The sequence below is a fragment of the Streptomyces sp. D2-8 genome (assembly GCF_023184515.1).
Lineage (GTDB): Bacteria > Actinomycetota > Actinomycetes > Streptomycetales > Streptomycetaceae > Streptomyces.
Map to the genome: position 1 here is coordinate 187,129 of NZ_JAAHBP010000001.1, position 24,270 is coordinate 211,398.

General features: G+C 71.0%; 20 protein-coding genes. 9 read left to right on the forward strand and 11 right to left on the reverse strand.

The features are described 5' to 3' along the window. Positions 1–26: 26 nt before the first annotated feature. A complete protein-coding gene (gene pepN, locus G3I77_RS00805) occupies positions 27–2,606 on the reverse strand; it encodes an aminopeptidase N (protein WP_248500455.1) in 2,580 nt (859 codons plus the stop codon). A gap of 299 nt (positions 2,607–2,905) precedes the next feature. Between pepN (G3I77_RS00805) and G3I77_RS00810 the strand changes: the two genes are divergently transcribed. Further along, positions 2,906–3,388 carry a DUF1203 domain-containing protein gene (locus tag G3I77_RS00810; RefSeq protein ID WP_248500456.1) on the forward strand — a complete coding sequence of 161 codons (483 nt, stop codon included), beginning with the start codon at positions 2,906–2,908 and terminating at the stop codon, positions 3,386–3,388. On the opposite strand, the gene G3I77_RS00815 is transcribed toward G3I77_RS00810, so the two are convergent. Then, positions 3,385–4,401 (reverse strand): aspartate-semialdehyde dehydrogenase, encoded by a 1,017-nt coding sequence (locus G3I77_RS00815; protein ID WP_248500457.1) that lies wholly within the window; start codon positions 4,399–4,401, stop codon positions 3,385–3,387. The two genes, G3I77_RS00810 and G3I77_RS00815, sit on opposite strands and share 4 nt — an antisense overlap. A gap of 348 nt (positions 4,402–4,749) precedes the next feature. Here G3I77_RS00815 and G3I77_RS00820 point away from each other — a divergent pair, with 348 nt between their 5' ends. Next, positions 4,750–5,340: an RNA polymerase sigma factor gene (locus G3I77_RS00820; protein ID WP_374385338.1), complete on the forward strand. Its 591-nt coding sequence runs from the start codon at positions 4,750–4,752 to the stop codon at positions 5,338–5,340. A gap of 1 nt (position 5,341) precedes the next feature. Then, positions 5,342–6,130, forward strand: a complete 789-nt coding sequence (locus G3I77_RS00825) for a hypothetical protein (RefSeq protein WP_248500458.1) — start codon at positions 5,342–5,344, stop codon at positions 6,128–6,130. Positions 6,131–6,250: 120 nt separating this feature from the next. Here the strand turns inward: G3I77_RS00825 and G3I77_RS00830 are convergent, their stop codons facing one another. The 3 genes from G3I77_RS00830 to G3I77_RS00840 all read right to left on the reverse strand — a co-directional run bounded on the left by G3I77_RS00830 (position 6,251) and on the right by G3I77_RS00840 (position 8,073). After that, the gene (locus tag G3I77_RS00830) at positions 6,251–6,499 is read right to left on the reverse strand and encodes a hypothetical protein (protein WP_248500459.1); all 249 of its coding nucleotides are present in this window, start codon (positions 6,497–6,499) and stop codon (positions 6,251–6,253) included. Between the two features lie 97 nt (positions 6,500–6,596). Beyond that, positions 6,597–6,974 (reverse strand): hypothetical protein, encoded by a 378-nt coding sequence (locus G3I77_RS00835; RefSeq protein ID WP_248500460.1) that lies wholly within the window; start codon positions 6,972–6,974, stop codon positions 6,597–6,599. Positions 6,975–7,092: 118 nt separating this feature from the next. Then, positions 7,093–8,073 (reverse strand): helix-turn-helix domain-containing protein, encoded by a 981-nt coding sequence (locus G3I77_RS00840; protein WP_248500461.1) that lies wholly within the window; start codon positions 8,071–8,073, stop codon positions 7,093–7,095. A 239-nt stretch (positions 8,074–8,312) separates the two neighbouring features. On the opposite strand from G3I77_RS00840, the gene G3I77_RS00845 reads away from it, so the two are divergent. Together G3I77_RS00845 and G3I77_RS00850 are read left to right on the forward strand one after the other, a co-directional pair. After that, entirely contained in the window at positions 8,313–9,023 is a 711-nt protein-coding gene (locus tag G3I77_RS00845; protein ID WP_248500462.1) for a hypothetical protein, read from the forward strand. Further along, on the forward strand, positions 9,011–9,517 hold the full coding sequence (locus G3I77_RS00850; protein WP_248500463.1) for a hypothetical protein: 507 nt from the start codon (positions 9,011–9,013) through the stop codon (positions 9,515–9,517). Before G3I77_RS00845 ends, G3I77_RS00850 begins: the two co-directional genes overlap by 13 nt. Positions 9,518–9,627: 110 nt before the next feature. Here the strand turns inward: G3I77_RS00850 and G3I77_RS00855 are convergent, their stop codons facing one another. After that, entirely contained in the window at positions 9,628–12,933 is a 3,306-nt protein-coding gene (locus G3I77_RS00855) for a S8 family serine peptidase (RefSeq protein WP_248500464.1), read from the reverse strand. A 242-nt stretch (positions 12,934–13,175) separates the two neighbouring features. Between G3I77_RS00855 and G3I77_RS00860 the strand changes: the two genes are divergently transcribed. The 3 genes from G3I77_RS00860 to G3I77_RS00870 all read left to right on the forward strand — a co-directional run bounded on the left by G3I77_RS00860 (position 13,176) and on the right by G3I77_RS00870 (position 16,832). Further along, the gene (locus G3I77_RS00860; protein ID WP_248500465.1) at positions 13,176–13,616 is read left to right on the forward strand and encodes an NUDIX hydrolase; all 441 of its coding nucleotides are present in this window, start codon (positions 13,176–13,178) and stop codon (positions 13,614–13,616) included. Positions 13,617–13,847: 231 nt separating this feature from the next. Beyond that, on the forward strand, positions 13,848–15,605 hold the full coding sequence (locus G3I77_RS00865) for a TIGR03767 family metallophosphoesterase (protein ID WP_248500466.1): 1,758 nt from the start codon (positions 13,848–13,850) through the stop codon (positions 15,603–15,605). Between the two features lie 96 nt (positions 15,606–15,701). Beyond that, positions 15,702–16,832 carry a serine hydrolase gene (locus G3I77_RS00870; protein ID WP_248500467.1) on the forward strand — a complete coding sequence of 377 codons (1,131 nt, stop codon included), beginning with the start codon at positions 15,702–15,704 and terminating at the stop codon, positions 16,830–16,832. Between the two features lie 92 nt (positions 16,833–16,924). Here the strand turns inward: G3I77_RS00870 and G3I77_RS00875 are convergent, their stop codons facing one another. Together G3I77_RS00875 and pepN (G3I77_RS00880) are read right to left on the reverse strand one after the other, a co-directional pair. Beyond that, positions 16,925–17,965 carry a hypothetical protein gene (locus tag G3I77_RS00875; RefSeq protein ID WP_248500468.1) on the reverse strand — a complete coding sequence of 347 codons (1,041 nt, stop codon included), beginning with the start codon at positions 17,963–17,965 and terminating at the stop codon, positions 16,925–16,927. A 196-nt stretch (positions 17,966–18,161) separates the two neighbouring features. Beyond that, positions 18,162–20,741 carry an aminopeptidase N gene (pepN, locus tag G3I77_RS00880; RefSeq protein ID WP_248500469.1) on the reverse strand — a complete coding sequence of 860 codons (2,580 nt, stop codon included), beginning with the start codon at positions 20,739–20,741 and terminating at the stop codon, positions 18,162–18,164. Positions 20,742–20,877: 136 nt separating this feature from the next. On the opposite strand from pepN (G3I77_RS00880), the gene G3I77_RS00885 reads away from it, so the two are divergent. After that, positions 20,878–21,516 carry a DsbA family protein gene (locus G3I77_RS00885; RefSeq protein WP_248500470.1) on the forward strand — a complete coding sequence of 213 codons (639 nt, stop codon included), beginning with the start codon at positions 20,878–20,880 and terminating at the stop codon, positions 21,514–21,516. A 3-nt stretch (positions 21,517–21,519) separates the two neighbouring features. Here G3I77_RS00885 and G3I77_RS00890 read toward each other — a convergent pair whose 3' ends face one another. The 3 genes from G3I77_RS00890 to G3I77_RS00900 are packed head-to-tail and all read right to left on the reverse strand — an operon-like array spanning position 21,520 to position 24,253. Then, complete coding sequence (locus tag G3I77_RS00890; protein ID WP_031106210.1) at positions 21,520–21,747, reverse strand: hypothetical protein; 228 nt, start codon at positions 21,745–21,747, stop codon at positions 21,520–21,522. Beyond that, positions 21,747–22,802 (reverse strand): glycerophosphodiester phosphodiesterase family protein, encoded by a 1,056-nt coding sequence (locus tag G3I77_RS00895; protein ID WP_248500471.1) that lies wholly within the window; start codon positions 22,800–22,802, stop codon positions 21,747–21,749. Before G3I77_RS00895 ends, G3I77_RS00890 begins: the two co-directional genes overlap by 1 nt. A gap of 26 nt (positions 22,803–22,828) precedes the next feature. Further along, a complete protein-coding gene (locus tag G3I77_RS00900; protein WP_248500472.1) occupies positions 22,829–24,253 on the reverse strand; it encodes an FGGY-family carbohydrate kinase in 1,425 nt (474 codons plus the stop codon). Positions 24,254–24,270 lie beyond the last annotated feature (17 nt).

The following is a 24,270-nucleotide window of genomic DNA, read 5'->3' on the forward strand; positions in this document are numbered from 1 at the left end:
ACGCCCCCACTGCTTGCCGTGGCCGGTTACTCCCCGGCCGCCGCGTCCGCCCGCTGGGCCCGCAGGGCGCGCTCCACGCCCGCCCGGGACTCCGAGACCAGACGCCGCAGGGCCGCGTTCGGCTCGGCGGCGGTCAGCCAGGCGTCCGTCTTGTCCAGGGTCGCCTGGGAGACCTGGACGGTCGGGTAGAGGCCGACGGCGATCTGCTGGGCCATCTCGTGGGAGCGGGACTCCCAGATGTCCCTGACCACCTCGAAGTACCGGTCCGCGTACGGGGCGAGCACCTCGCGCTGGTCGGTCTGGACGAAGCCACCGATGACCGCCTCCTGCACGGCGTTCGGCAGCTTGTCGGAGTCGACGACCGACGCCCACGCCTCCGCCTTGGCCTCCGGCGTCGGACGGGCCGCGCGCGCCGTGGCCGCGTGGCGCTCACCGGCGGCCGTGCGGTCACGCTCGTACTCGCCCGCGATCTCCGCCTCGTCGAACCGGCCGACCGCGGCGAGCCGCTGCACGAACGCCCACCGCAGCTCCGTGTCGACGACCAGGCCCTCGACGGTCTGCGAGCCGTCCAGCAGCGCGTCCAGCACGTCCAGCTGCTCCGGCGTGCGGGCCGTCGCGGCGAACGCGCGCGCCCACGCCAGCTGGTGGTCGCTGCCCGGAGCCGCCGCCCGCAGGTGCGCCAGCGTCGCGTCGGTCCAGCGGGCCAGCAGCGCCTCGCGGGCCGCCGGGTCGGCGTACAGGTCGATCGCCAGCTTCACCTGGCGCTGGAGCGACTGCACCACGCCGATGTCCGACTCCTTGCCGATGCCGGACAGCACCAGGGACAGGTAGTCGCGGGCCGCGAGCTGGGCGTCGCGGGTCATGTCCCAGGCCGACGCCCAGCACAGGGCACGCGGCAGGGAGGACTCGAAGTCGCCCAGGTGCTCCGTGACGAAGGCCAGGGACTGCTCGTCCAGGCGGACCTTCGCGTACGACAGGTCGTCGTCGTTGAGCAGGATCACGGCCGGGCGGCGCTTGCCCACCAGCTGCGGTACGGCGGTCAGCTCGCCGTCCACGTCCAGCTCGATCCGCTCCCCGCGGACCAGCTTGCCGCTCGCCTCGTCGAGGTCGTACAGGCCGACGGCGATCCGGTGCGGGCGCAGCGTCGGCTCGCCCTTGGCGCCGGCGGGCAGCGCCGGGGCCTCCTGGCGGATGGCGAAGGACGTGACGACACCGTCGGCGTCCGTCTCGATCTCCGGACGCAGCACGTTGATGCCGGCCGCCTGGAGCCACTTCTCCGACCAGGTCTTCAGGTCACGGCCGGAGGTCTCCTCCAGCGCGCCCAGCAGGTCCGACAGCTGCGTGTTGCCGTAGGCGTGGCGCTTGAAGTAGGCCTGCACGCCCTGGAAGAACTCGTCCATGCCGACGTAGGCGACGAGCTGCTTCAGGACGCTGGCGCCCTTGGCGTAGGTGATGCCGTCGAAGTTGACCAGGACGTCGTCCAGGTCGCGGATCTCCGCCATGATCGGGTGGGTGGACGGCAGCTGGTCCTGACGGTACGCCCAGGTCTTCATGGAGTTGGCGAAGGTCGTCCACGCGTGCGGCCACCGGCTCCCGGGAGCGTGCGCCTGGCAGGCGATGGAGGTGTACGTGGCGAACGACTCGTTCAGCCACAGGTCGTTCCACCACTCCATGGTCACGAGGTCGCCGAACCACATGTGGGCCAGCTCGTGCAGGATGGTCTCCGCGCGCACCTCGTACGCCGCGTCCGTCACCTTCGAGCGGAAGACGTACTGGTCGCGGATGGTCACCGCGCCGGCGTTCTCCATCGCGCCCGCGTTGAACTCCGGCACGAACAGCTGGTCGTACTTCTTGAACGGGTACGCGTAGTCGAACTTCTCCTGGAACCAGTCGAAGCCCTGCCGGGTCACCTCGAAGATGGCGTCCGAGTCGAGGTACTCGGCGAGGGAGGGCCGGCAGTAGATGCCGAGCGGCACGGACTGGCCGTCCTTCTCGTACACGCTGTGCACCGAGTGGTACGGGCCGACGATCAGCGCCGTGATGTACGACGAGATGCGCGGGGTCGGCTCGAACTCCCAGACGCTGTCCTGCGGTTCGGGGGTGGGCGAGTTGGAGATGACCGTCCAGCCCTCGGGTGCCTTCACGGTGAACTGGAAGGTCGCCTTCAGGTCGGGCTGCTCGAAGCTCGCGAACACCCGGCGGGCATCCGGGACCTCGAACTGGGTGTAGAGGTAGGCCTGGTCGTCGACCGGGTCGACGAACCGGTGCAGACCCTCACCGGTGTTGGTGTACGCACAGTCGGCGACCACCCGGAGGATGTTGCGGCCCTGCAGCAGGCCGGGCAGGGCGATCCGGGAGTCCGCGAAGACCTCGGCCGGGTCGAGGGAGTCCCCGTTCAGGGTCACCTCGTGCACGGCCGGCGCCACCAGGTCGATGAACGACTCCGCGCCGTTCTCGGCCGTCACATCGAAGCGCACCGTGGTCACGGACCGGTAGGTGCCGCCCTCCTGCGCGCCGGAGAGATCGAGTTCGATCTCGTACGAGTCAACGGCGAGCAGCTGCGCCCGCTGCTGCGCCTCTTCGCGGGTCAGGTTTGTGCCAGGCACGCGGTCATCTCCTCGTTATGGGTGGGTTGCGCCATCTTTCCACGGCGGCTCGGCGTCGGGCGACGACCGGGACGTCTCTAGGGATACCCCTCGGCTGGTGAGGGCACCGGCGAACGCGTGCACGGCCGCCGACCCCTCGTCGTGGTGCCGGACCAGGCCGAGCGCCGACCCGGGCACGCCCTCCACCGGCACGAACGCCACGTCCTCGCGCCGTGGGACGCGGCCGTGGGACTCGGCGTGCGAACACGGCGTCCGGATCCCGCCGGTGACACGGCCCCGCGCGAGCGAGTCTGATGAGCATGACGACGATCCCGTACACCGCACGCCCCATCGCCCCGCGCGCCCTGAAGGAACTGCGCACGACGGACGACGCGGGCCGCCCCACGAGCGCCTTCACCGACACCGAGGGCGGCAACCCACTGCGCTGCTGCCTGCGCCGCAGCGAGCCGGGCGAACGCATCGCCCTGGTCTCCTACGCCCCGCTGCGCCGCTGGGCCTCGCAAACGGGCGCCACCCCGGGCGCCTACGACGAACAGGGCCCGGTCTTCATCCACGCCGAGGAGTGCGAGGGCCCGGCCGGCGACGGCCTCCCCTTCACCGGCTCCCACCGCACGGTCCGCCGTTACTCGGCCGAGGGCCGCATCCTGGGCGGCCGTCTCGTCCAGGAACCCGGCGCTTTCCAGCAGGCCCTCCTGGAAGCGTTCGACGACCCGGCCGTGGCACTCGTCCACGTCCGGGCCGTCGAGTACGGCTGTTTCCTCTACGAGGTGCGCAGGGACTAGCCCTTCAGCTCCGCCGCCACCAGCTCCGCGATCTGGATCGCGTTCAGGGCGGCGCCCTTGCGGAGGTTGTCGTTGGAGACGAAGAGCGCCAGGCCGTTGTCCACCGTCTCGTCGCGGCGGATGCGGCCGACGTAGGACGGGTCCTTGCCCGCGGCCTGGAGGGGGGTGGGGATGTCCGTGACGACGACGCCCGGGGCGTCCTTCAGGAGCTCCGTGGCGCGCTCCGGGCTCAGGGGACGCGCGAAGCGGGCGTTGACCTGGAGGGAGTGGCCGGAGAAGACCGGGACGCGCACACAGGTGCCGGAGACCTTCAGCTCGGGGATCTCCAGGATCTTGCGGGACTCGTTGCGGAGCTTCTGCTCCTCGTCGGTCTCGTTCAGACCGTCGTCGACGATCGAGCCCGCCAGCGGCAGCACGTTGAAGGCGATGGGGCGCTTGTAGACGCCCGGCTCCGGGAAGTCGACCGCCTCACCGTCGTGGGTGAGCTTCTCGGCCTCGGCGACGACCTTCTGCGTCTGGCCGTGCAGCTCGGCCACGCCCGCGAGGCCGGAGCCGGAGACCGCCTGGTACGTGGCGACGACCAGGGCTTCCAGGCCCGCCTCGTCGTGCAGCGGACGCAGGACCGGCATCGCGGCCATGGTCGTGCAGTTCGGGTTGGCGATGATGCCCTTGGGGCGGTTCTTGATCGCGTGCGGGTTGACCTCGGAGACGACCAGGGGCACCTCCGGGTGCTTGCGCCACGCCGAGGAGTTGTCGATCACGACCGCGCCCTGGGAGGCGACCTTTTCGGCCAGCGCCTTGGACGTGGCACCGCCCGCGGAGAACAGCACGATGTCCAGGCCGGTGTAGTCGGCGGTCGCCGCGTCCTCCACCGTCACGCCGTCCAGCTCCGAGCCCGCCGAGCGGGCCGAGGCGAACAGGCGCAGCTCCGTGACCGGGAAGTTCCGCTCCGTGAGGATCCTGCGCATGACCGTGCCCACCTGTCCGGTGGCTCCGACGATTCCGACCCTCACGGTGACTCCCTCTCCTGCGTCTCTTCACGTACTCGTTGCTTGGCCGAGGCTTTTCCATCATGCGGCCGACCACGGCCCGCCTGTCCACTTCTTTCCCCGGTCTGCCCGGAGAGTGGGACGGCCTGTCCCGCCCCATGGTTGCGGACCTGCGGTGTCGACCCCGCTGAGCTGGAGGAATTCGTCCGGCAGGGGTCGTGCGCCGCAAGCTCGCCTGCCCCTGTCGGTCTCGGCCACACGGAAGTGTGATGTACGCCTCGGCGGAAGTCGCCGGAACTTTTCGGCAGGTGACCGAACGTTCCGGGCCGTCCCGGCGTCGTAGGGGAAACACGGTGAGGGGGGTGGCTTGTGCTGCTGCGCGGAAGGGCCCGGCGCGCCCGGGAGGCGCACGCCGGGACCGGCGACGATCCGCTGGACGCGGCTGATCCGCTGAGCGGGGCCGATCCGCTGAGCGAGGCCGACCCGCTGGACGCGGCACAGGAGCGCCGGGTGCGGGCGGTGCTCGCGCTCGGCGGGGTGCCGCAGGCGGACCTGCCGGACGGGGTACAGCAGGTCCGCCTGCGGCTGCTGGAGCGGGCCGCGAGCGGCCGGGAGGCGCCGCGGGACGTCTCGGCGTGGGCGGCGGTCGTCGCCTCCAACCTCGCCATGGACTGGCACCGGGCCAAGCGCCGCCAGGAGCGGCTCGGGGAGCGGCTGGCCGCCCTGCGCCAGCCGGCGCATCCCTCCGGCGAGGACAGCAGCGTGCTGTCCGTCGCCGTCGCCCAGGGCCTGGACGAGCTGCCCGACGCCCAGCGGCAGGTCGTCGTCCTGCGTTTCTACGCCGACCTGCCGGTCCGGTCCATCGCCGAGCAGCTGGGCGTTCCGGAGGGCACGGTCAAGAGCCGGCTGCACACGGCGGTACGGGCCCTGCGCGCCCGCCTGCACGAGGACGAGGTGGTGTGACGTGACCGCCGAGCATGACAAGGACGGGCGCGACGAGGCGGCGCTGATGGCAGTGATCACCGGCGAGGCGCCACCGGACGACGCCCTCGCGGACGACGCCTTCATGGCCGAGTACCGGTCCGCGACCGCGGATGTGGCGTTGCTGCGCGAGCAGCTGGACCTCATCGGGCAGGCACTCGCCGGGCCCGAACGGATTTCCGAACCGGTCCCTGAGCAGGACCCCGAGCCCGGACCGGGGGCAGGAGGCGGCGCCTCCGTGACCCCGCTGTCCGCGCGCCGCGACCGTCGCAAGCCCCTGGACGTGGCCCTGAAGGGCCTCGTCGCGGCCGTCGGTGCCGGTCTCGTGATCGGTATGGGCTGGCTCGTCGTCCAGAGCGGCGGCATGAGCGCCGGGGGCGATCAGGGCGCGTCGTCCGCCGCCGACCGTTCCGCCGGGCGGGAGCACGCCGAGGAGGACGCCAAGCTCAGCAATGCCGGGTATCTCGCCTGCGCCCGGATCGTCGTCGAGGGCACCGTTGCAAAGGTCGAGACCGTTGCCGGTAACGGCCAGGACCGCGTCACCCTCGATGTGACGCGTTACTACAAGCCCGACAAGGGCCGGAAGCGGATCACCTTCCCCATGGAGACCGGCGTCGAGCCCCGGCTCCGGGCCGGTGACCACGCTCTCGTCGGCATCTCCGGCGTACAGGCCGAGCCCGACCTGTGGACGACGGGGGAGAAGGAGATCGCCCGCGAGCGGGCGTGGATCCTGAGGGAGCTGCCGATGGTGAGAGAGCCGAGCTGCGAGTAGGCGCCGCCCTGTCCGCGCCGCATCAGAGTCCGCGGCACCCCGCTGGCGGAACGGCGAGGGGGCGGGTGTCTTTCGGACACCCGCCCCCTCGCCGTTCCGCCGGCTGATCCGGCTCCGCCCCTACGGCTTCTCCTTGTCCCACACCCAGCTGCCCTTGCCGTCGATGGGGTCCTTCGGCTTCGGGACCACAAGCTCCCCGGACTCTCCCGGATCGGTGCCGTCGACGGCCGCCGCCTGCCCGGCCCGGACGACGCCGACGCTGTCCGGGTTCGTGAGGCAGGTGCTTCCGAGTACCACCGGCAGTGCCAGGGCGGTGATAGCTGCCGTGGTGCTGACGACGGTCCGGACTCGCCCGGTGATGTGTCTCATCCTGTGCCTCTGTCTTCGTTGGTAGCTGGTCGGCGAGCGTGCGCCGAATCCGATCATGCGGATCACACCTGCCGGTGTCAGCAGGTCCGGGCTGGCCTCAGGTGGACATGGCACCGTCATGCCAGCCACGTGGCGCGGGCGGGGCACGGTGACCGGCGGTCAGATAGCGGTCGGCCATACAGTCTCCGAGCACCCAGCCGGGCAGCAGGCCCGGCAGGTTCAGCCAGCGGTCCCAGCCGCTCCGGGCCCGGAGCACAGCCTCGTCGAGGTCCGCGGCCTCGACGAAGGTCATGCCCACGAGACGCCCGCCCCATCGGGCAAGCGACACATGGGCGATGCCCGGCTGGGGATCGATCCGGGCGCGGTCGGCGATTTCGCCGAGCCGTCGATCACCGGGCATGCCCACGGGCGGGTCGGGCCCGTCCGATCCGACGGGTTCGGGCGAAGGCAGGAGAACGACCTTGACTGCGTACACCGCCCGACCTTAGGCACGAGACCCGGCTGCGCCGACGCTCGCGGGCTGACCGCCCCCTGTCATGGCAAAGAGCGGCCAGCACACCGGGCGAGCGCCCCAGCCGACACGCCCCGTGCCGTCACATCCAGCCGCGCCGGACGGCCTCGGCACCTGCCTGGAAACGGCTCTGGACCCCCAGGCGCTTCTGGAGATCCGCCGTGTTGCGGCGGATCGTGCGCAGCGAGACACCCATCTTGCGGGCGATCCCCTCGTCGGTCAGTCCCGCGGCCAGCATCTTGAGCAGGGCCGCCTCCCGATCAGTCGGGGCGTTCTCGGATGCGTCCCGCGGCGCTGTGCCGAGCGGCCGCGCGTTTTCCCACACCAAGTCGAAGAGTTCCTCCAACGCGCGGACCATGCTGGGGTAGCGGATCAGCAGAGCGCCCTTTCTGCTGTCGTCGGCGTCGAGGGGAATCACGGCCGCATTGTGGTCGCACAGAATCATGCGCATGGGCACTGTGGGCGCCGTACGGGTTTCTCCGCCGACGGAGGCGAGCCACGTGGCGTAGTCGACGGTCGCCGAGTCGTTGCGGACGCTGTCCAGGTAGACGGTCCGCATCCGCACGCCGCGTCCGAGGTTCTGCTCGTCGAGCGGCTTGCCTGCCTCGAGAGCCGCGGCGCTGAGCGCCCCGCCGGGTACGAAAGTGCAGACCTCCGTGTCGGCCCGGTGCGCCAGTTCCATCAGCCGCACCCGCACCGCCTCGACGCCTTCGAGCCTCTCCACACCGCTGTCGCCGCGGCCTGCGGCACGTGCGGCGTACTCGGAGTTGAGGGCGGCCAGCACGGCTCGCTCCCGGGACAGCCGGGCTCGTTGCTCGTCCAGTTCGGCCTCCTTGCGCTGCAGCAGAGGCGACAGGACGACCTCGGGGCTCGCCGGTATGAACTGGTGCCCGGCCGCCTCGTGCAGCAGCGACAGCTGGGTGAGCTGGTCGAGAGCGGAGCGCACCTCGGTGTCGGTGAGGCCGGTTTCGCGGGCGATGTCCTCCAGCGTCCAGGACGGATGCAGCAGCAGGGCCCGGTAGACGTCGTGGGCGAGTGTGTCGATGCCGACGGTCTCCAGCATGGTTTCCCCCTGGCTGGGTCGGTGACTGGTCAGGTCAGATGGGCCGACGGTACCCGATCTTCTGTGCGAATCCGTCGGGATCACCGGGCTGGCAGCCCCCGGTCATGGCCTCCGTGTGCCAGGTGAATGGGACTCCCGAGTGATCCGGGCGGGCCTAGTGTCGGAGGCGCCGGGAAGCGAACAGCAAGTTCCGCTTCATCCCCGGTTTCCACCACCTTTTCTTCCGCAGGAGTTCGCCCATGTCTCACCGCCCGCACAGATCCGCCTGGCGCAAGGCCACCCGGATCGCCGTCACGGTCGCCGCGGCCACCACACTGGCCGCCGTCGCACCGGTCACCGCCTACGCGGACGGGACGGACCCGGCCGGCGACGAGATCGTCATCGGCACGGAGCCGCCGGCGGAGCCGGAGGAGGACGTCGTCGACGTGCCCGCGGACCAGGTCACCCAGGAGCCCGGTGTGGAGCCGGGCGAGGACATCCAGCTGCCCGCCCCGAGCAAGCCGACGGACCGGCCCGACCGCGAGTACTGCGACCGCTCCAACGTCTACATCCCGCAGAGCAAGGGCAAGCAGTACCACAAGGGCGTGGGCCCGACCTTGTCCAACTACAACGGAACCTCACGCACCGCCAAGTCGACCTTCACCTCCGAGGTCAGCGGTACGGTGGGCGTGAGTGTCTCGGCCGGTCTCACGGTCAGCGTCAACGCGATGATCGGCAAGATCGAGGGGAAGTACGACGTCAATCTGTCGGCCTCGCTCACGGCCAAGCTCGGCAACAAGATCAGTGTGAACACGCCGTCGAAGACGACCACCAACGCCAAGTACGGCGTCTACCGCCTGAAGAACACCGGCGTCAGCTACATCATCTACGACAACTGCCAGACGTCGGCGAAGAAGACCGTCACCAGCTACACGCCGCTGAAGGTCGGCTGGTACCTGTGGGAGAACTGAGCAAGGCCAACTCCGGCCGGGCCGCCGCGCTCGTGGCGGTCTGCCTGGCGGTGGCCTTGAGCAGTGGCTGCACGGCGGACGACTCACCGCGGGCGAACTCGGCTGGTGCCACGGCCCGGCAGAGCACGCCGTCCGCACAGTCCGGAGCCCCCACGGACCGGGCCGAGCACATCGACGGCGAGACGGTGACCAAGGCGCCGCAGGTCGTCGACGGCGAAGTGATCACCTCGGTGGCGGACGCCCGCGGGAACCGGGCCGTGCCGCTGGACGGCGGGGTGCGAAGCGGGCCGGTCTCCATCGCCGTGAACTGCCAGGGCAAGGGCACGCTGAAGGTGGAACTGAAGCCGGTGGGGCTGAACTTCCCGCTGGAGTGCGTCGCCGGTGAGGTGAGCAGTACCTACAACCAGATTGCCCTGAAGAAGGGGCGCAAGGATGCCGTGCTTCAGGTGACCGCGGGTTCCGGGGTCCGGTGGGCGCTGTCCGTCGGGCAGTGAGCAGGGCGCCTGCGCGAAGCGTCCCCGCGCGCACAGGGGGGCGCGGGGACAGGTGAGGGGCGGGTGCCGCAGGGGAGCACCCGCCCCTCATCGCGTGGCAGGGGTCGCCGTCAGCCGGTGACCTTCTCGATGACGACCGTGCCCAGGCCCGCCGCGCTGCCGCGGGCGTTGACCAGCCTGACCTCGCCGAAGAACTGACGGCCCGCCGGACCGGCCGTCTTGACCAGCACGTCGGCGGTGACCTTGGCGGAGGTGCCGCTGGGCAGGGCGACCGTGGTGCCGGGGGCGACGTTCACCGAGCCCAGGGCGGAGGTGAAGTAGACGTCCTTGTAGGCGTACTCCGTCGAACCGGACGGCACGCTGTAGCCCTCCACCCGGATCGTGTAGGTGCCGGCGGCGGGCTTGTCCAGACGGACGGACTCCTCCGAGTCCCCGTCCGCGGACTGACCGACCGTCACCCCGTCCTTGACCACGAACAGGTCGAGGTCCGCTCCCTGGTCGGAGACCTTGCCGATGGAGACGTCCAGCCGTTCCGCGCCCGCCGGCACCTCGACCGTCGTCGTCCGCACCTGCTGGTGGCCGATGCTCGGCGTGCCGAGCGCGGCCGAACCCAGCGAGCCGCCCTCCAGCTTGCCCTCCAGGGCCGCGAAGTCGTTGGTCACGGTCCACGTGGCGGCGGCCGGAGTGCCGGGCTTAGCCTCGGGAACGGTGGTCACCGCCGGGTCGAAGGCGGTGCCGAGAACCGACACGTCCAGCTTGAAGGGGTTGTCGAGCTCGGGGGAGGTGCGCCGCGACTCGATCTCGATCTCCCAGACGCCCGGCTGCGGATCGGTGTAGGTCCGCAGGTCGGGACGGCAGGTGTTGGGGTCGGACGGCAGCGAGTAGTGCGGGTAGCAGTAGATCGTCGCCGAGTCCTCGACGGGAAGGCCCGCCGGCTGCAGGGAGATGAACCGCGTCTGGCTCTTCTCCTTCAGACCGCCGAGCGCCACCTCCAGCGTCTTCGCACCCTGGGGGACCGTGACGAAGTACGACACGTTGCTGTTGCGCTGCACCGAGGAGGAGGCGCTGAACGAGTAGGAGGGCTTCGCCAGTTGGTGCGCCACGACGACGGTGGTGAGGATCTGCTGGTCCACGCCCTCGGTGCGCTCGTCGTCCACCTCGAGGATGGCGCTGTGCACGCCCCCGGTCTTCGCCCGGGCCTGGACCTTGACGGTGACCGGCTTGTTCAGCGGCAGCACGACGTCGTCGTCGCCGGGGAGCCGGAAGGTGCCGTCGTTGTTCTTCCACTCCAGCTCGTGCCGCAGCGGGCGGTCGGGGCCGGTGGTACGGGTGATGGTCACCTCGTATGTCTTCCTCTGGCCGGCCTTGAGACCGCCCTCGCGGTCGTAGAGGCCGGTGCCGAAGCCGGGCTCCTTCAGGGAACCGTCGAGCGCGGTGTCGACCGGGGCCTTCACCGTGTAGCCGTGGGCGGTGGCGCCGTCCTTGATGGCGTCCCAGGCCTGCACGATGCGGATCAGACCGGCGCCCTGCTCGTGCGCCTGCACGCCCTTGATCTGACGGGCGGTGCTGGTGAGCGCGGTGCGCAGGGTGAGCGGGGACAGGTCGATCTTCCGCTGCTTGGCGGCGGACAACAGCAGTGCGCTGGCGCCGGCGGCCTGCGGGGAGGACATCGAGGTGCCCTGGAGCATGCCGTAGCCGGGCGGCAGGGAGTAGCCGGCCTCGGCAACCGGGGCGCCGGGCGCCCAGGTCTGGATGGTGTTGACGGCCGCACCCGGCGCCGTGATGGTCGGGGCGAAGCCGCCGTCCTCGCGCGGGCCGCGCGAGGAGAACGGCATCATCGCGTACTTCTTGTCCACCACCGAGCCGTAGTTGGCCGCCCAGGTCTCCCTGGAAGCGGCGGCGCCGACGGAGATGACCTTGTCCGCGAGGGCGGGGTCGCCGATGGTGTTGGTGCCGGGGCCGGAGTTGCCCGCGGAGATCACCAGCTGGACGCCGTACTCGTCGATGAGCCGCGTGTAGAGGCGGGCCCGGGCGTTGTTGCCGTCGTTCAGCGGCGGAAGCCCGCCGATGGACATGTTGACGATGTCGACGCCGCGCTTGGTGACGAGGTCGATCATGCCCTCGGTGAGTGCGACGTTGGTGCAGCCGCCGGTCCAGGAGCAGGCGCGGGACGAGACGAGCTTCGCGCCGGGGGCGGCGCCGTTCATCTTCCCGCCGAACAGACTGCGGGCGGCGGCGATACCGGCGACGTGCGTGCCGTGCCGGCCGGTGATGACGCCGATGCTGACGTAGTCCGCCTTGTCACCGGCCGGGTTGAAGGTGACGTCCTTGCGGATCTCGACCACGAAGGGGATGCGTTCGGCGATCGGCGTGTTCGGGTCGTCCGTGCCGAAGTAGCCGATCTGGTAGCCGTCCTTGTACGGCTTCATCGCCTCGTTGTCGGTGAAGTCACCGTCGTTGTCGAGGTCCACCCGGACCGTGCCGGCGGCCTGGTCGTACAGCACGCCCCAGGCGTCCGTCTTGTCGCCGTCCCTGTTCAGGTCGCCGGCCACGTCGCCGCCCGCGGCCGCCGATTCCGCGAACGTCCGGAACTGGAACGAGCCCGCGGGTGCCTTCCAGGTGCGCCCCCCGGTGGTGAACACCGGACCGGTCACCGAGCCGGTCATCTGAAGCCACGTTCCGTCCCGGTCGGACACCGGGTCGGTGGCCGTCACCCAGTCGACGATCTTGCGCTCGCCGGTGGTGGTCTTCTGCAGCGCGGGATGGGCGATGTCGACACCGGAGTCCAGGATGCCGATGGTCACGCCGCGTCCGTCGTACTTCGGGTGGTCCTCCACGAAGGAGACGGCACCCGTCTCGAAGGACGGGTTGTACGGGTTGGTGGCCGGGGTGTTCTTGTCGGGTGCCGCGTATCCCGCTCCCGCCGCCGCGGTACCGCCGGAGTTCTTGCCGCCCGGGGCCGGGTCGTCCAGTGCGATCTCTTCCTTGAGGTCGATAGCCTGGACGGAGGGGAGCTTCTGTGTCGACTCGATGGCCTTGTCGGCCCGGCTGGTGGGGACGGTGACCCGAACATAGCCGAGCCGGTCGATGCTCTTGCCGACGAGCGCGCCGCCGACCGCGTCCAGCTGCCCGGCCACCTGCTCGGTCTTCCCGGGCGCGGTGGCGATCATCATCGTGACGGACTTGTCGCCGTCGGCCTTGGCCTCCGCGAGCAGCTCCGCGTCGTCCGAACCGAGCTTGGCGTGCGCGGACTTGACGCCCGGGTCGGCCGGGGCGTCCGCGCCCGGACCGTCGGCGGAGAAGGCCATCGGGATCGGACCGGCCGCGGAGAGCGCGGCGACGAGACCGGCAGCCACGGCGATGCGTGCCACACGTCTCGGGCCCGATATCTGATCGCGCGGGGTGGGAGGGGTCATCGGCATCCCTTGTAGGTAAAGGAACGAGCGGGAAGCGACCGGGACTGATCGGTCCTGGTAGCAGACGGTCCGAACGGCAAGCCCGGACGATCGCACAGCCTTACGCAAGGGGAAGTTCTTTGGGGAGGGTTGACCGAAACGAAATGGATGTATGGGGAAAACCCGCGATGCGATTTGTGAGCATCAGTCCCGAAGGTGACGAAGAAATCGGTTAACGTCCCGGAGTGCGAAGGAAGTTGAGGGTGGCGGCCTACGCCATATGCGTCCGGGACGGACAGATCCTCCTCGCCCGCTCGCCCGCCCGGGACGGCACGCCCGAGTGGGTCCTGCCGGGCGGCGGCATGGAGCACGGCGAGGATCCCTACGACACCGTGGTGCGGGAGGTGGAGGAGGAGACCGGGTACCGCATCGAGGTGACCGGGCTGCTCGGTGTGAACTCCTCGCAGCGCGTCTTCCGCGACGGCTTCAGACGCCCCGTCGACCATCACGGCGTCCGGTTCGTCTACGAGGGCCGGATCATCGGCGGTGAACTGCGCAACGAGGTGAACGGCTCCACCGACCTCGCCGCCTGGCAGGACCTGGACACGGTGCCCGGGCTGGTGCGGATCTCGATGGTGGACATCGCCCTGCGGATGTGGCGCGAACGCCCGGTCACCGGACGGCTGGCCGACGCCCTGGAGTAGGTGCACTACCCCGGAAGATGAACGCCGCGTGACCGGCTCCGGGCGGTATCCGGAGCAGGCGGCGACGCGCAGGGTAGTCCAAGATCCACGTTCGGTGATCGGCGCTGCGCGTTGCCGCCTCGTTCACGCACAGGTCATCCCCGGTGCCAACGATCCAGTACGAGCGGGGTGTTCACGACGTGAACGCCCCGCGACCACTGCCGACGCGTTCGCACTCGGGGAGAGAAGCGCATGTCGCGCACACGCTCAGTCGCCGGCTCCGGCCAGGGCATCCACCGTCGTTCCGTCCTCGCCGCCACCGGCGCGGTCGCCCTCTCCGGGGGCGTCGGCTACGCCCTGCGGCCCAGCGACAGCCAGGCCGCCACGGCCGAGGAGACCACGCAGGCCGTGGCCGCCTCCTCCCGCCGGGCCCCGGCCGCGCCGCTGGCCCCGTACACCAAGGGCACCACCGTGGCGTCCGTCGCCGCCCCGCGCGGCGGCTCCGGCTACCGGCGCCTGGGCGACGGGCCCGGCTGGCAGCGGGTCGTCCGCTCCGAGCTGGCCGCGCCCAAGTCCGGCCGCGCCGGCCGCCGTACCGCGCTCGCCGCCTTCGTGCAGCTCACCGACCTGCACATCATCGACGCCCAGCACCCGCTGCGCCTGGAGTACCTGCGCTCGGCCGACATCCACGCCTGGCGGCCGCACGAGGCTCTGACCGTGCAGGGCGCGATCGCGCTCGTGGAGCGGATCAACGCACTGCGCGGCGCCCCCGTCACCGGCACCCCGCTGCACTTCGCCATGACCACCGGCGACAACACGGACAACAACGCCAAGTCCGAGCTGGAGTGGTATCTGAAGATCATGAGCGGCGGGCGCATCACCCCCAACACCGGCGACCCGCGCCGGTACGAGGGCGTCCAGAACAGCGGCCTCAAGCAGTACTGGCAGCCCGACGCCGCCGTCCGCGACAGCGACAAGCAGGCCGGCTTCCCGCACCTCGACGGCTTCCTGAAGGCCGCCATCCGGGAGGTCCGCAGCCCCGGCCTCAACCTGCCCTGGTACTCGACCGTCGGCAACCACGACTCCCTGCCGATGGGCTGCTACGCCTCGCACGGCGACTCGTACCTCACCGAACTGGCCGTCGGCGGCAAGAAGCTGATGAACGTGACCGCGGCCGAGGCGCAGCAGCTGCAGGCACAGATCAAGAAGGCCCGCGACCCCCAGGGCGTCGGCTACCACGACTTCCTCAAGTCCCACGCCCGCTCCATGCGTTCGGTCACCCCCGACGAGAAGCGCGCGCCCTTCACGCAGGCCGAGTACCTCCGGGCGCACCTGGACCCGGCCCACCGCGGCGTCGGCCCGGCAGGCCACGGCTACTCCGCCGCCAACCTGGACGCGGGCACCCAGTACTACGCCTTCCGCATCTCCGACGACGTCATCGGCATCAGCCTGGACACCACCGACGCCGGCGGCCACTACGAGGGGTCCATCGGCACGGCCCAGCTGAAGTGGCTCGACAAGACGCTGCGGGACAACAAGGACTCCTACGCGGTGATCTTCAGCCATCACACCAGCAAGACGATGACGAACCTCCGCAGCGACCCGGCGAGGCCCGGCGAGCGCCGCCACAACGGCCAGGAGGTCCTCGCCCTGCTCGGCAACCACCCCAGGGTGCTCGCCTGGGTGAACGGCCACATCCACAAGAACGTCATCACCCCGCACGCCATGGCGAGCGGCGGCTCCTTCTGGGAGATCTCCACCGCCTCCCACGTCGACTTCCCGCAGCTGGCCCGGGTGATCGAGCTGACCGACAACAAGGACGGCACGATCTCCCTGTTCACGACCCTGGTGGAGTCCTCGGCCCCGCACCGCACGGACTTCTCCGACCTCTCCCAGACCGGCCTCGCCGCCCTCTACCGCGAGCTGTCCCTCAACGCCCCCGGCGCACGCACGACCCTGGCCGGCGACCGGAAGGACCGCAACACGGAGCTGGTGCTCAAGAAGGGCTGAATCGCACTCAACTGCCGCAAGCTGCATCAACCTTCTCGTCCGCACTCCGGGTCTGTCCCCCCGACGAGCTCAAGCCCGAGCGAGATGGGGGAAGAAATGACCATACGTGCGACCGTGATCGCGGCGACCGCGGCAGCGCTGACGGTGGCTCTGGCGGCACCAGCGGTCGCCGCGCCCGACAGGGCCGGTCACGAGGCCACCCGCAAAGCCATGCGGGCCGCGGTCGAGGCCGGTGTCCCCGGCGTGACGGCGACCGTGAAGGACGGGCACGGCAGTTGGTCGGCCACCGCGGGAGTCGGCAACCTCAAGACGGGGAAGCCGCGCTCGGAGCAGGACCGCTACCGCGTGGGCAGTATCACCAAGACCTTCGTGGCCACGGTACTGCTCCAACTGGAGGCGGAGGGGCGGCTGTCGCTGGACGACACGGTGGACACGTGGCTGCCGGGCGTGGTCGAGGGCAACGGCCACGACGGCACGCGCGTCACCCTGCGCCAACTCCTCAACCACACCAGCGGCGTCTTCAACTACACGGCGGACGACGACTTCGGCCGTACGTACTTCCTGAAGGACGGCTTCTTCGAGCACCGCTACGACACGCTGACACCCCAAGAGCTGGTGGCTGTCGCCATGGCCCACAAGCCGGACTTCGAGCCGGGAACATCCTGGAACTACTCCAACACCAACTACGTCCTGGCCGGGATGGTGATCGAGAAGGCCACGGGCCGCCCGTACGGCGCGGAGATCCGCGACCGCGTCGTCAAGCCGCTGCACCTGACCGCCACGTCGGTCCCCGGTACGAAGGCGACCGTCCCGCGGCCCAGCAGCCGCGCGTACGGCAAACTCGCCGAGACGGCGACGGGTCCGACGTACGACGTCACGAAGCTCAACCCGTCCCTCGCCTACGCGGCCGGCGAGATGATCTCCGACTCGGCCGACCTGAACCGCTTCTACACGGCCCTGCTCCGAGGCAGGCTTCTCCCGCCGAAGCAGCTGAAGGCGATGACCGACACGGTCCCGATGGACAAGACCAACGCCTACGGCCTCGGCCTGATGAAGACGAAGCTGACCTGTGGAGTGACCGTCTGGGGCCATGGCGGCGGCATCCACGGCTCCGTCTCCGAGGCGGTCACGACGAAGGACGGCCGCCGGTCCCTCGCCTTCAATTTCAACGGCGACTGGTCGGGGGACACAGCGGCGGTCGTCGAAGCCGAGTTCTGCGGCCGGTAGCGGCTCCGCGACACGAGGAGGGGCCGCCGCCGGTGATGAGAACCCGGCAGCCCCTCCACCTCCCTCCTGGTCCGCCCCCTCCGGGTCCGCCACTACCGGGGCAGAACCGCGACGTACGCGGCCGGTTCGCGGTCGGCCGCGGCCATCAGGGCCGTGCGGATCACCGTCGCCTGCTGCTCCGGGGAGTCGCGGAGCTTGCGGGGCGTGATGTGGACGACCGTGATGCCGAGGCGCTCCAAGTGCTCGCGCTTGCGGGCGTACTCGGACCACAGGGCGTCGTCGTCCTGCCGGGGCGCCCGGGTGTCGAGTTCCACCGCCACCGCATGGTCGGGCCAGTACGCGTCGAGGCCGCCGAGGTAGGGGCCGCCGGGCAGGCGCAGGTCGACGTTCCAGACCGGGTCGGGCAGGTCGTACGCGTGGACCATCCGGTACAGGCGGTCCTCCGCGCGTGCCCGGCCCTCGGCGAGCAGGGACTCCACCGCGTCCACGACGTGGGGGCGGCTCAGCAGCCGGGCCTGGTTCAGTTCGCGGACCACCGCCGTCGGGTCGCAGTGGGCGCCGCGCACCGCCTCCGTGAGCAGACGGCGGACGATGCCGGCGTCCGCGAGTCCGGCCACCGCGTCGGCCAGCGCGCGGGCGACCGGAGCCACCGGTACCCCCGTGACCTGCTCGGGGGCGGGCATGACGGGCGTGCGGACGATGCGCGCGCAGCCCGTGGAGCGCAGCCGCCGCAGCCGTGGGACCAGGACGTCGATGGCGTCCAGGGACGGCAGCGGGGGAGTGGAGGAGAAGCCGTACAGCGTCAGCGCGGCCAGGCCCGTGATCACCGCCTCGGGGTGGGCGGGGGCGTGCGGCCGGCCCGCGTCGGGCTGGGCCGGTACCCCGGTGCCGCGCTCCCGCGCCGCGTACATCAGCACCGCGTGCAGCCGCTCCTCGCTGGTCGGCGGGCCCGGGTGGAGCAGGACGACGCCCGGGAGGAACTGCTGCCAGGGGCCGCCCGCGCGGCACTGCTCGTTCGTCTCGGCTGTGGAGACACCGTGCGAGCGGAGCTGGGCCGTCGTCATCACACGGGGGCGGCCACCGCCGGACACGTCGTGCAGGGGGCGGGGGGAGAGGGGGGTGTTGTGGGTCATGACCCGCAATTTCCCGCGCTCAGGCCCCCCTTGAACCGCTGTTACAGGTCCGTCGACAAACACGGACAACGCAGTACTAAAGGACGCATGTTCGGATGCCGAAAGCCCCTGGTCCGTTCGGGTGCGGACCAGGGGTTACGGCTCACGGGGCACTCATCTCGTAACGAATGAGGAACGCCCAAATCTCAGGCCAAAGCTACTGGTCGGAGGTCTCGTCGCACGCCTGTCCGCGCAACGCCCGTGCCAGATCGTCACGGGACTCCAGCACCAGCCGGCGCAGCGCCGGGGCCGCCTCCTTGTGGGCGTCCAGCCACGCGTCCGTGGCGTCCAGCGTCTCCTGGGACTGCTGGAGCGACGGGAACAGGCCCTGCACCACGTGCATGCCGATCTGGATGGACCGCTCGGCCCACACCCGCTCGATCACCGCGAAGTACTTCTCCGCGTACGGCGCGATCAGCTCCCGCTGCGAGCCCTGGGAGAAGCCCGCGATGGTCGCCTCGACCATGGCGTTGGACAGCGCGTCCGACTCCACGACCTGCGCCCACGCCTGCGCCTTGACCGCCTCGGACGGGCGGGCGGCCAGACAGCGCACCTGGTGGCGCTTGCCGGAGGCGGTGGCGTCCCGGGTCAGCTCCTCGGCCAGCACCTTCTCGTCCACGGCCCCGTGCGCGGCCAGCGGTTCCAGGAACACCCAGCGCAGCTCCTGGTCCAGGTCGAGGCCCTCGACCGTCGCCGTGCCCGCGAGCAGGTCCCGCAGCAGTTCGAAGTCGGCCTCGGCGGTGGCCGTCCGGGCGAAGAAGCGCGCCCAGGCCAGCTGGTGCTCGCTGCCCGGCACCGCCGCGTACAGCTCGCGCCGGGCGCCCTCGGCGAGCAGCCGGGCGGCCGTCTCCCGCCGGGCGGGCGCCGCGTAGTGCGTGACCGCCGACTCGGCCCACGCGTGCAGCATCTGCACGACACCGATCTCGGACTCGCGCCCGGCGAACCGCAGCACCAGGTCCACGAAGTCCCGCGAGGGGAGCAGCGCGTCCCGCGTCATGTTCCACAGTGCCGACCAGCACAGGGCGCGCGCGAGCGGGTCGGTGACCGCGCCCAGGTGCTCGCGCAGGGTCGCCAGCGAGGTCGCGTCGAAGCGGATCTTGCAGTACGTCAGGTCGTCGTCGTTGACCAGGACCAGGTCGGGGGCGTCGGCGCCGGCCAGGTCCGCCACGACCGTCCGCGCCCCGTCGACGTCGGTCTCCACGCGCGCGTACCGCTCCAGCGCCCCGCCGTCCGTCACCCGGTACAGGCCCACCGCCACCCGGTGCGGGCGCAGTTCGGGGTGGGACTCGGCGGCCTCCTGCAGCACCGCCAGCTCCTCGACACGGCCGTCCGCGCCCAGCAGCACCTGCGGGGTCAGCGAGTTCACCCCGGCCGTCTGAAGCCAGGACCGCGACCAGGCGCTCATGTCCCGGCCGCTGGTCTCCTCCAGCACCGAGAGCAGGTCGCCCAGGCGCGTGTTGCCGTACGCGTGCCGCTTGAAGTAGCGCCGGGCGCCCTCCAGGAACGCGTCCTCGCCGACGTACGCCACGAGCTGCTTCAGCACCGACGCGCCCTTGGCGTACGTGATGCCGTCGAAGTTCAGCTTGGCGTCCTGCAGGTCGCGGATGTCCGCGGTGACCGGGTGCGTGGAGGGCAGCTGGTCGGCGCGGTATGCCCAGGCCTTGCGGCGGTTGGCGAAGGTGATCCAGCCGTTGACGAAGCGGGTCGCGCCGACGAGCGAGAACTCGCCCATGAAGTCCGCGAAGGACTCCTTCAGCCACAGGTCGTCCCACCACTCCATGGTGACCAGGTCGCCGAACCACATGTGCGCCATCTCGTGCAGGACGACGTTGGCCCGGCCCTCGTAGGACGCCTGCGTCACCTTCCCGCGGAAGATGAACTCCTCCCGGAACGTCACCAGGCCCGGGTTCTCCATCGCGCCCAGGTTGTACTCGGGCACGAACGCCTGGTCGTACTTCCCGAACGGGTACGGGTAGTCGAAGTGGTCGTGGAAGAAGTCCAGGCCCTGCTTGGTGACCAGGAACACGTCGTCGGCGTCGAAGTGGGGCGCGAGGCCCTTGCGGCACAGGGCGCCGAGCGGGATCTCCAGCGTCGTGCCGTCGTCGAAGGTGCGCGAGTAGGAGTCCGTCACGTAGTGGTACGGGCCCGCCACCACACACGTGATGTACGTCGAGATCGGCTTGGTCTCGGCGAACCGCCACACCCCGTCGGCCTGCTCGCCGGCCCCGTTGCTCCACACCGTCCAGCCCTCGGGCGCCCGCACCTCGAAGCGGTAGGGGGCCTTCAGATCGGGCTGCTCGAAGTTCGCGAAGACCCGGCGCGAGTCGGCCGGCTCGTACTGCGTGTACAGGTACACCTCGCCGTCCTCGGGGTCGACGAAGCGGTGCAGGCCCTCGCCGGTGCGGGAGTAGGCGCACCGGGCGTCGACGACGAGCTCGTTGTCCGCGGCCAGGTCCTCCAGCGTGATCCGGGAACCGTCGAAGACCTCGCCGGGGTCCAGATCACGGCCGTTGAGTGAGACGGCCGTCACATTTGGCGCGATCAGATCGGCGAAGGTGCTCGCCCCGGGCTCGTTGCACCGGAACCGGACCGTGGTGACGGAGCGGAAGGTGCGCGGCCCGTCCCCCCGGTCCTCACCGACCGCGGACCGCAGGTCGAGGGACACCTCGTACCCGTCGACGCGCAGCAGGGCGGCCCGCTCCCGGGCCTCGTCGCGGGACAGATTCTCACCGGGCACGGGCGGCACTCCTCAAGGTCGTGGGGCAGGGCTGAACAGGGCCGATCCTGCCACGTGCACCTGACACGGGGCAGCCGGGAATGACGGGAACGCGCAACGGCGTTGCCGGAGAAACGGTTTCCTGCTGAGGAGAGACATGTCGGACAAGACCCCCGTCGACTTCTGGTTCGACCCGCTGTGCCCCTGGGCCTGGATGACCTCCCGCTGGGTGCTGGAGGTGGAGAAGGTCAGGGACATCGAGGTCCGCTGGCATGTCATGAGCCTCGCCGTCCTCAACGAGGACAAGCTGGACGACCTTCCCGAGGAGTACCGCGAGCTGCTGGAGACCAAGGCGTGGGGCCCCGTCCGGGTCGTCATAGCCGCACAGCAGGAGCAGGGCCCCGAGGTCCTCGGCGACTTCTACACCGCGCTCGGCACCCGCATCCACAACCAGGGCGAGGGCCCCGGCAAGGAGACCGTCGCCGCCGCCCTGAAGGACGTGGGTCTGCCCGAGTCCCTCCTGGAGCACTGGGACTCCACCCCGTACGAGCCGGAGCTGCGCGCCTCCCACAAGGAGGGCATCGACAAGGTCGGCCAGGACGTCGGCACCCCGGTCATCGCCGTGCCCGGCTCCGACGGCGAGCAGATCGCCTTCTTCGGCCCGGTCGTCACCCCGGCCCCCCAGGGCGAGGAGGCCGGCCGCCTCTGGGACGGCACCCTCGCCGTGGCCTCGGTCCCCGGCTTCTACGAGATCAAGCGCACCCGCACCAAGGGCCCGGACTTCTCCAACCTGTAGGACTCACCCGGCGGGGGCGGGCTGGATCCTGAGCTCCTCCGGGAGCAGCCCGTCCTCGCCACGGTTGAGATAGCGCTGGTACCACCGGCAGCCGGCCGCGGTGCAGCGCCAGTAGTCGTCCACGAAGTGCCCGGCCCCCTTCTCCGCCCGGACGGCCGCCCGCTCGGCGGCGTTGAACATCCGGAACTCCTGCATGGTGCCGCAGGTCCGGCACGCCCGGCTCACCGTCATCAGCTCCTCCTCGCGATCACCGCCAAGTCCGGGAAGTCGGTTACTACCGCATCGACCCCCATGCGGTAGTACAGCGCGTATTCGGCGAACGCGTCCCCGAAATCGTTCGCTCCGCTCCCGTGTCGGAATTCCGCCGGCAGGAACTGGTTCTCCGCGCGGAAGGTGTACGGCCCGATCCGCAGCCCCGCCGCGTGCGCGTCCGCGACGAGCGACGTGCCGGCGACCGAGGACTTGTCCGGGCCGATCCAGTCCGCGTACGCGGCGATCCGCGCCAGTCCCGCCGGGCTCATCATGTCCTGGTACGTCGTCGGATCACCGGCCGCGACCAGGTCGTACGGCCCGCCCGTCGTCCCCAGCGCCTGCCACAGCGGCACGCCCAGCCGCTGCGCCGCGATCCGCTTCAGGCTCGTCGGCTCGAACGACTGCACCACGCACTCGCGCCGGCCGAGCCGGTTCCGACGGATCGCGGCCGCCAGCTTCGGCTCCAACGGCAGGCCGAGGGAACGGAAGTACGTGGGGTGCTTGGTCTCCGGGAAGACCGCGATCGTCCGGCCGTGCTCCCGTGACAGCCGCCTGGCCAGGTCCACGACCTCCTGGAAGGTCATGACCTCCTCGCGCCCGTCGAAGACGGTGTTGCGGTTGCGGACCGCGGGCAGCCGCTCCACCGCCCGCAGCGTCTTCAGCTCGGCCAGCGTGAAGTCCTCCGTGAACCAGCCGGTGACCGGCCGCCCGTCGACCGTCTTCGTCGTGCGGCGGTCCGCGAACTCCGGGTGGCGGGCCACATCGGTGGTCTGGGAGATCTCGTTCTCGTGCCGGACCACCAGCACGTGGTCCTTCGTCGGCACCAGGTCCGGTTCGATCCAGTCGGCCCCGGTCTGCACGGCGTACGTGTACGAGGGCGCCGTGTGCTCCGGGCGCCAGCCGGCCGCTCCACGGTGACCGATGACGACCGGGCCGCCGCCCTTGCCGGGTTCGGCCGCCGCCGGAGCGGCCGTGGCCGCCGTGGCCGTTCCCGCGGCCGCCGCGAGCAGGAGAGATCGGCGTCTCAGGTGCATCCAAATCCCTTTCTCCGCAGGTGTGTTCATGCCCTCGCGCGGGCCCGTGCCCCGGCCAGCCGGTCCAGGTGCTCCGCGTAGCCCCGGGTGTAGAACGCCGCCCGGTCCGGGTCCGGCTCGACGACCGCCGTCGGTTTCGTCCACGCCGTCGCGTCCAGCGGCACCCCGTACCGCTCGGCCGCCGCCAGGACCGCCCCCCGCGCTCCCACCTCGCCCTCGACGACCCGCAGTGGCCGGCCCAGCACATCGGCCAGCAGCCGCATCCAGGCGGAGCTGCGGGTGCCGCCGCCGCACACCGCCAGGTTCCCGGTGAGGCCGGCCGCCTCCAGGCAGTGCCGGGCCGCGTACCCGATGCCCTCACAGGTGGCGCGGACCAGATCGCCCCGGGTCGACTCCAGGGAGACACCGGTGAGTTCGGCGCGCAGCCGCGGTTCGACGAAGGGGGCGCGTTCGCCGGAGGGCGCGAAGTACGGCAGCACGCGGACGCCGTGCGCGCCCGGCGGCGTCTCGGCCAGCAGGCCGTCCACCTCGTCGTGCCGCACCCCGGTCGTCGACAGCACCCAGTCCAGCGCCGCCGTCCCGACCATCGCGGGCATGGCGCGCAGCCAGTGCCCGGGCCGGTCCGTGGAGATGTACAGGCCCGCCGGTTCGCCGGTCAGGTCGAGCTCGGTCGTGGCCACCAGACTGGCCAGACAGGTGCCCACGATCAGCAGACCGTCCCCCGGGGACGTCACCCCGGCGCCCAGCGCGCAGGCCGGCAGATCGTACGGCCCGTTCGCCGTCCGGGTCCCGGACGGCAGGCCCTCGCCCCGTGCCTCGGCCGTCGCCACCGGGTCGCTGACCGGGGCGAGCAGACCCCGGCGGTGCGTCAGCCCCAGCAGCTCGACGACCCGGTTGTCGTACGCCCGGGTCCGCGGGTCCAGGAACGGCATCGACGCGTCCGACACATCCGTCGTGGGTCCGGTGCCCGTCAGCCGCTGGAACACCATGTCCTTGCAGTACAGGGCGGCCTTCGCGGCGTCCAGCGCCTTCGGTTCGCGACGGTCCAGCCACGCCAGCAGCGGCCCCGGACACCCCGGGAACATCGCGCTGCCCGTCAGCCGGAACACCGTCTCGAACGTGCCGTCCGCCAGCCACCGGTCGACCAGTTCGTGCGCCCGCCCGTCCATCCACGAGGCGGCGCGGCGCACCGGCCGGCCCTCGCCGTCGACCAGCCACACCCCGTCGCCCTGCCCCGTGAGCCCGGCCAGCTCGACCGGCTCCGGGACCCGTTCGGTGATCTCACCGAGCACGGCGACGACCGCCCCGTACACCTCCTCCATGTCCTGCTCGACGACCCCGCCGTGCAGGGAGAGGTCCACCGGGCGGGAGGCCACGGCGAGTTCACGGCCCGTGGCGTCGAAGGCCGCCGCCTTGACCATGGACGTGCCCACATCGATACCGACGTACATGCGGCTCTCCTCCCGGT